Origin of the sequence: Odoribacter sp. N15.MGS-14, assembly GCF_000980245.1 — a bacterium.
Classification (GTDB): domain Bacteria; phylum Bacteroidota; class Bacteroidia; order Bacteroidales; family Marinifilaceae; genus Odoribacter; species Odoribacter splanchnicus.
In genome coordinates this window covers 10,329-10,899 of record NZ_LARE01000078.1, presented here as the reverse complement: position 1 = coordinate 10,899, position 571 = coordinate 10,329, and the positions used below count along the sequence as shown (strand labels likewise).

General features: G+C 39.1%; 1 protein-coding gene. It reads right to left on the bottom strand.

The genetic code is table 11. The annotated features are described in order from the left end of the window. Positions 1–432: STN and carboxypeptidase regulatory-like domain-containing protein (locus WS34_RS12845; protein ID WP_046405252.1), on the bottom strand; the 432-nt coding region annotated here is incomplete at its 3' end. Between the last annotated feature and the right edge of the window lie 139 nt (positions 433–571).

Genomic DNA, 571 nt, shown 5'->3' with positions numbered 1-571 from the left:
CGTACCTTCGATCAATACAGCAACCCCGGGTAACGGATTGCCATCTTCATCGATGACCTTTCCCGTAATTTTACGGCTTTGTACCTGAGGAACAGCTGTCTTGCCATTTGCCTGCCGGATGATAATAGCATTGTTTTCTTTCACAAACTGCAAATCGGTACCTTCAAGACATTTTTTCAGGATAGCATCGATCTGGCTATTCTGCATATCGATATCGATTCCTTTTACAGTAGCTATATCCGCACTACTATACAGAAATACAAATTTGGTTTGTTCTTTCAATTCCCAGATAATCTCTTCCAAAGAGGCATTTACTGCAGCAAACGTTTGTACCAACATACAGAAAACTAAAACGAACGTCAGTTTCATACGTAACAGAATTTGCGACCATCTTCCCCGATGAGGAAAATCATCTAACCGTTTTTTCTTCATACTTTTGTAATAGGTTAAGTTTAACTTATGTTATTATAGAGGACCGGAAAATGTTGGAGCAGGATCCGTTCCTTTATTTCTTATTTCCAACCAATAGTTATCGTATTCTTTTTCCGCACGATTTCAACCTTATCGGTCG